Origin of the sequence: Bacillus pretiosus, from assembly GCF_051294775.1 — a bacterium.
In the GTDB taxonomy this organism is placed as follows: domain Bacteria; phylum Bacillota; class Bacilli; order Bacillales; family Bacillaceae_G; genus Bacillus_A; species Bacillus_A wiedmannii.
The window spans coordinates 1-292 of sequence record NZ_JBPPHF010000382.1 but is presented as its reverse complement, the minus strand read 5'-3'; the positions used below and the strand labels follow the sequence as shown (position 1 = coordinate 292).

Genomic DNA, 292 nt, shown 5'->3' with positions numbered 1-292 from the left:
CTATAAAATCATGCATAAATGCACCTATCATAATAGCTAAAATTACTATGCCATATTGATGCTTTGCAATTTTGCTCTTATTCAATGAATATATAGATCTGATTAGATTGAATAAGAGCATAGAATAGATAATAATTCCAGATAATCCAAGGGTCACAATTAAATCTAAAAATAAATTATGGGGATGTGGCCACTTCGAACCAAAAAGGGAATATATCCCATACTCATTTAATGTTTCATAAAAACTATAAAAACCTATCCCGTTTATCCAAAATACTGAGAATATTTCTAA

At 28.4% G+C, this 292-nt stretch carries 1 protein-coding gene; it reads right to left on the bottom strand.

Annotated elements, in window-relative coordinates:
* On the bottom strand, positions 1-292 hold a 292-nt coding region (locus ACSG5Z_RS31365; RefSeq protein WP_435712902.1), incomplete at both ends, for an O-antigen ligase family protein.